The 6,266-nt window shown below is 36.5% G+C and carries 6 protein-coding genes; 3 read left to right on the forward strand and 3 right to left on the reverse strand.

Annotated features, from left to right (window positions below; all coding sequences use genetic code 11):
- Position 1: 1 nt before the first annotated feature.
- The 3 genes from GAB14E_RS15635 to GAB14E_RS15630 all read left to right on the forward strand — a co-directional run bounded on the left by GAB14E_RS15635 (position 2) and on the right by GAB14E_RS15630 (position 2,180).
- Positions 2–370 carry a MerR family transcriptional regulator gene (locus GAB14E_RS15635; protein WP_052093539.1) on the forward strand — a complete coding sequence of 123 codons (369 nt, stop codon included), beginning with the start codon at positions 2–4 and terminating at the stop codon, positions 368–370.
- 107 nt (positions 371–477) lie between these two features.
- Positions 478–1,344 (forward strand): sterol desaturase family protein, encoded by an 867-nt coding sequence (locus GAB14E_RS23950; RefSeq protein WP_052093540.1) that lies wholly within the window; start codon positions 478–480, stop codon positions 1,342–1,344.
- A gap of 86 nt (positions 1,345–1,430) precedes the next feature.
- The gene (locus GAB14E_RS15630) at positions 1,431–2,180 is read left to right on the forward strand and encodes a hypothetical protein (protein ID WP_033081535.1); all 750 of its coding nucleotides are present in this window, start codon (positions 1,431–1,433) and stop codon (positions 2,178–2,180) included.
- 101 nt (positions 2,181–2,281) lie between these two features.
- Here GAB14E_RS15630 and GAB14E_RS23955 read toward each other — a convergent pair whose 3' ends face one another.
- From GAB14E_RS23955 to GAB14E_RS23960, 3 genes are all read right to left on the reverse strand, one after another.
- Entirely contained in the window at positions 2,282–4,060 is a 1,779-nt protein-coding gene (locus tag GAB14E_RS23955; protein ID WP_052093541.1) for a ferric reductase-like transmembrane domain-containing protein, read from the reverse strand.
- 54 nt (positions 4,061–4,114) lie between these two features.
- The gene (locus GAB14E_RS15625; protein ID WP_033081536.1) at positions 4,115–5,155 is read right to left on the reverse strand and encodes an ethylbenzene dehydrogenase-related protein; all 1,041 of its coding nucleotides are present in this window, start codon (positions 5,153–5,155) and stop codon (positions 4,115–4,117) included.
- Between the two features lie 62 nt (positions 5,156–5,217).
- Complete coding sequence (locus GAB14E_RS23960) at positions 5,218–6,198, reverse strand: porin (RefSeq protein ID WP_052093542.1); 981 nt, start codon at positions 6,196–6,198, stop codon at positions 5,218–5,220.
- Positions 6,199–6,266 lie beyond the last annotated feature (68 nt).

Genomic DNA, 6,266 nt, shown 5'->3' on the forward strand with positions numbered 1-6,266 from the left:
TATGATTTTTATTGGGCAAGCATCTACGTTAAGTAACGCTTCAGTTAAGGCTATTAGGCATTATGAGAGTCTAGGCTTATTACCTGATTTAGGCAGAGCTGGGTCTTATCGTGTATTTACTGAACGTGATATCAATATCATAAAGCTTATTAAGCAGGCTCAAGAAGTCGGCTTTAAATTGGCCGAACTTAAAAGCGTTTTATTATCAAAAGAAGCCTCTATAGCATGGGGGGAAATAGAAAATATGATGCGCCTAAAAGAGGTACAAATTGCTAAAGAAATTTCTATCTTAAATGAAAAACAAGTCAGATTAAGACAATACGCTACAGTTATTAGAGACTGCCTGAGCAAAGATCCCAATTGCTCCTAAACCTCTTGTTTAAGATTGTTGTTGACTCTCCACCATAGGGGAGAGTTTACACTGTCGCTGTTCTTTGTTTGATTGCAGACTTGGAACTAGACAACATGGAGGTAAATATGGAAAATTTGGTGCAACGTTTTTTTGTAATAGTGCTAGTTAGTTTAAGTGCTGTGGTACTTATTATCGCAAATAATCATGAATCTAATCTAGAAATTATTTTAGTATTAATATCCGTTATAACGGTAGGCTTAGCCTTTTTTTTAGAAAAAAAAACACCTTTTCGTAAAGCTTGGAATAAAAATATAGGGGATCTAAAAACGGATCTCAGTAGTGCGGCGACACTAGTTATATTAGTTGACCCGATTATTAAAATACTATTGCCATTGTTGGTTATTGCTGCGTATAAATGTTGGAATGTAGAGTACACACAAAGCTCATTGCCTTTCTATATTCAGGTCATTGTTGTGACCTTAGTTATTGAGTTTGGAAAATATTGGTCACATCGATTACACCACCTGCAGACTTCTTTGTGGTGGTTGCATGCAATGCACCATAGTAGCAAGCGATTGTACTTCATGAATAACCTTAGATTCCATCCTGTTAATTACCTTATTAACTCAGTTATTGGCTTTACTCCCGTTATGTTAATGGGGTTTTCGCCGAATGCTATTCTTGGTTATTTAGTTTTGACGCAGCCATTGGTTTTAATTCAACACGCTAATATTGATTTGAAAAGTGGCTGGTCAAATTATCTTTTTAGTACCAATGAAGCACATCGTTGGCATCACTCAATAACTTCGTCAGAAGCGAATAGCAATTACGGCAATGCTCTGCTGATTTGGGATCATGTATTTGGCACGTTCAGGGCTCCTGATGGCTTTACCAAAGAAAAGCGCGTGGGGTTATTTTCTTCTCGTTCATGTTACCCGGAAAATTCTAGTTATTGGCAGCAAATCAAGTCTATGTTTGTTCCACCCTGTTAACTTCGCCTGAATCACGCTTATTTCACCTTTATTTCACATAAAGATAAATACACTTTCATTTTACTTTCCAAAAAGACAAAAATATTATGAATAAGTATTACTTATCACTGATCTGCTTATGTGCAGTTTTTAACGTTGGTGCTGTGGATAATGCAGCAGAAAATACTACAACCGAGCTAGCATCGCTCAAACAAAAAATAAATTTTGCGATTATAAAAGTTGAAAATACTAACAAAGCGCTTTGGTCTTATAAAATTTCTCGTTATGAAAACGAGGAAGGGGACATATCAAGTAGTATTGAGCAACACTCCCCACAAGCAATTGAACCATGGTCTCTTAATCAAATTAATGGTCAAGCACCAACAAAAAAACAAATTAAAAAATTTGTTAAAAAGAAACAGGAGCAAAGCAGCACAGATAAAAAAGAAAAGAAGAGCATACAACTGCCGTTACGCAAGCTAATAAACTCAGAAAGTCTGTCTTTAGTATCCGTAAATGAGAAACATATTGTTATGGCATTTAACGTTAATATCAATAAACTTGGCAAAGATTCTAGAGGTAAGTTGCAAGGCAAGTTAGTCTATAACAAAGAGCAACAATTCATTGAAAAAATAACTATTTGGAATAACGCCGAATTTTCTCCTATGTTCACTGCCAGTATTACCGACTTAACCATAACTATCACTTTTCTACAGATTAATGGCGCAGTACTACTCAAGCAAAATGACATGAAGATGAAAGGCAGTTTTGCTTACTTTACCGAAATTAACGAAACCTCCCTAGATAGCTATTCAGATTATTTATATCAAGGCGTTCATCACATCACTCTAAACTAGGGATAACGGGAAAATAGCAGCTTTTATAATTTGATTACTACTCACAATAAGGTCATCTATGACTAAGAAACAACCCAAGCATATTCTATCAATTTGATAATTTAGAACTGCTCAACACTGACCGACCATCCCATATTCTGGCAATGTTTAGTCACTGCTTTAGTTAGGCCTAATGGGCCACAGACAAAGCAGTGCGGCTTCTTTATTTTTAGTGAATATCTATTATGACTCTTATTTTGTGTACTATTTTTGTTATGATTAAATTCATCTAAGTGGCTGAAGATTTTTGACCAATCAGGCCGTTGTTTATTAATTGAAATATTTTTTTGTTTATTAAAATACAACCAATCAGGCAAAGAAGATTCTTCTGACTGGGTAAGATAAATATGTATATGCCCACCTAAAATTGGCGATGTAATAAAAGGTTTTAACCAAGAGAGTAATGCACTATCTCTTAATACCCATATTAAATGAAATTGTTTAACTTGATGTTTGTTACTTAAAAATGCATGCATAAAACCAATAAATGGGGTGATGCCAATACCTCCTGCTATCATAACCCATCGATCATTTTTTGGCATATGAGCAGCAGGGCTGGCAAAAGGTCCTCTGATATCAACCTTAAGTCTCGCCTGATCTTCATTCAGACTTTCCGTCTGAGGTAACTCATTCATGTATAAATCATTACGCGTGGAGGAGGGATATTTTGCACTACCGAATCTGTCATATAATTTTTGGGTCCAATTGCCTTGAACCTTGATTTTTAATCTGATTACATCTTCATCACTTCGTTGCCCGGTTAAAGAAAAATCGTGCCACTCGTATCGTTTTATTCCAGGGATGCGTAATTGTAAATAATGTCCCGACTGTATTTTAAACCTAGATGGTCGAGGTAAGGTAAGTGTCATGACAGAGTCATTCACTTTGATTAATGTCGCTGTTTGATTGTAATAAATACGTACATAGTGCGAAAAGACATATTCGATTGCTAAAATGATACAAGGCAAGATCAACCAAGTGTAACGAGGGATATGAAGTAAGGCTAATAAGATCATTAAATAGCCTAGTTTATGTACCTGTTGAAAAACATGATGATAGCGTTTACGCATGACCCCAAGGGAGGTAACCCAAAGTGCAATCACCAACAGTAACATCACAATGCCGCATATATTTATACGAAATTGACGAGACCATAGCCCAGCCTGACTCAGAGAAGTTACCTCATCATAATGACTGAGGGCTAATGACGGAATGGCATAAGTCATGGTGGAAGAGGAACTATGACATTTAGTACAATCTTCTTTCATGATAGGGCGTATTTTATCGTGATACATCGATTCAGGCATGCCTAACGCTATCCAATCGATGACATCTTCAATACTTTCATCTTCGCTAACAAATTCATACATGGTGGTTTTCATAGAGCGAACTAAATCAGGTTCCTCACCTAATAAAGTTGCCATGAAGGGTGATTCTAAACTGTTAAAATACAGCAGGTAACAACTACCATGAATAAGCGAGGCCACGATCAATACATGGCCTAACCAACGGTGTATATTTTTTGCATGTGTTAAAGGTAACCAGCTTGTCCAGCGAGAACGCCATAGTGCGGCCAATCCGTGGCGCATAACGGGTAACCAGAGCAGGCTTAATATCAATAAAAGATCATAAGCAAAGGCTCTTGCTACTTGCAGGTAAATAGTGGTGGTATCATTAGAGTTATATTGAAAGCCAATCCAAAATTGCATTGCTAAAGCAAAGGTTAATAACATTAACCATGGCAGTGCTAGCCAAGTACAATAATGTTTTTTGAGCCAGCGATAAAAAACATACCCCCTAGAAATAATAGGTGGCTCAAATGTTGTGGCTGTTGATTTCATGGTTAATACTGGCTCGAGTTATTAAAAGGCTGGTTCAATAATTATTTGTCACAGTTACTGTTTAAATATGAGTTTGATAGACTTTTTATGATAAAGGTGGTTAATTTGGCTATTATCAAAAGCAGTTACTCCGAAGTAATAAGCTTTATGTAAATTATCAAATTGTACATCTTGTGTAGCACTGTCTTGGTGATGAGTAATACGTTTACGTTTGATCTCTAACTGCCAGTGATCATCAAACCAAATGCCTCGGGCAGTAACGTCTGCACGGGCTTGTTCAAATGGGGCAATGACAATGCCACCAATTCTATCTCCTGCTTTAAAGGTATCGACAAATGGCACCTTTTTACTGTCCAATATCCAGTCTGGACTTGGTTTTACCTCAGGACCATTCATCCAAGCAGGCATATTTGTTTTATTTTTATTGGCGTAATAACCTCCTGAGTGAGGGTTGTCTATATGTCGACCCCATTTATTATTAGTTTCATGTTCATTATCTACGTAACCATCATCCATTTGCTTTAACGAGTTGGTACGGGTAGCTTTCCAGTGCCATTCATCGATAGTTTCGCCATCATTTTTGGTGTAATGACGACCGGAAGAGGTGTCTTTGATACCCTCTAACATGCCTTCTTCCTGCATATGACAGGATTTATCACAACCTTTTTTGATAAAACCGCGCTCATTGATATCCCAATAAATAGCTAATTTATCTTCATAGTAGGTATTTTCATGTAAGGTATGGTCTAAATTAGACAGCTTAATCCAAGAGCCGTTTTGGCTTTTTTCCCAAGGAAAACGCGCTAAACTGATTGTCGGATCGTACCAACGGAACAGGAAATAGACATACTCGCTATCATATAAGCTACTTATTTCTATTGAGGTTTCTTTAAGTCCTAGATAGCCATTATTTGGTTCGTAAGGCAGCTCATTAAGCTTCACTGTTAATGGCTTAACCAAATTCCAGTGTGCATCTTTTTTTCCATCAATGTTAATGGGATTTGGGCTATGTTTGGCTTCAATAACCATACGAGCAGCAAAGCTTTGCTCACTTAGCAATAAAAATAATAGTGAGAATAATAATAAATTTTTCATGGTGTTATTACCTAAAGTAAATATTTGAGATGTTATTGTTGTTATCTAATGACATGTGAATATTAAAAATTGTACTTAAGACCTAATGCATAGTAGCTTTCGGTTTTATCAGCCTGCTCAGCATCGCGATCAGCAAAGTAAGTGAAAAATGTGGTACGTGAATTGAAGCTATGCTCCCAAGCGATAGAGAACTGGGTAGCGTCAGATAATTTCATCGAGCTATCACTACGAATAAATTGGGCATTAATTCGGTTTTTATTAAAAGCGTAAGATGTACTTATTCCATAGGCGTTGGCACTATTACTACCATCAGCCAATAGCACTGTATTTTCACTGGTTTTAGTATGTTGGAATAAAAGCCCTAATCGCAATTTCCTAACCGGCCAGGTAGCCACTAAACGTAATTGGTCCAACTGCTTAATATTGGAGTTTATCGCCGCGCTAAAAAACAGGTCGTTGTTTTTGTATTCAATAGATGAAGATATGCCATCGGCAGGACCATCTTGACTGCTATCATTGGTGTTTTCTCCGGGCACAATAGCTATAGTTGCTTTTATGGGACCCAATATTTTTTGACTGTCGTATTGCAAGACGTTATCTAAACGTTCCTCTCCGTCAATTATTTTGCCTAATTCGCCTTGTAAATCATTAAAGTAATCAAAGTTACCTTTAGCCTCTTTAAAAGGAATGGTGATTCTACCGGCAATAAATCGACCCCAGTCGGCTTGCACGCCTAAAAAAGTATCTCGTTGTGATAACGTTCGACCTTTTTTATCTCCATCGTCAGCTTCAACGCCAAATTCTATTTGGTATACGATTGACATATTTTCCGCAAAAACACTTCCTCCTTTAAAACCTAGGCGAGATGCATTATTGGCTAATTTCCAAACTTTTCCTGTTTGTTTATTATTCTCTAGCTGGTAAGAAAGATTTAATCTCCCATAAACATCAACATTGAATAAATCAGTTTCATTAGCTTGTACCGTCAAAATATGGCAAGTACTTGTTAATAAAATTCCGAGTTTATATATGTTTTTTTGCATTATTTTTATACTTCTAAATTAAAGAAGTGGCATAGTCTAAACACAAATTATATTGTATACAATAACGA

Source organism: Colwellia psychrerythraea, from assembly GCF_000764185.1.
Taxonomy (GTDB): domain Bacteria; phylum Pseudomonadota; class Gammaproteobacteria; order Enterobacterales; family Alteromonadaceae; genus Colwellia; species Colwellia psychrerythraea_B.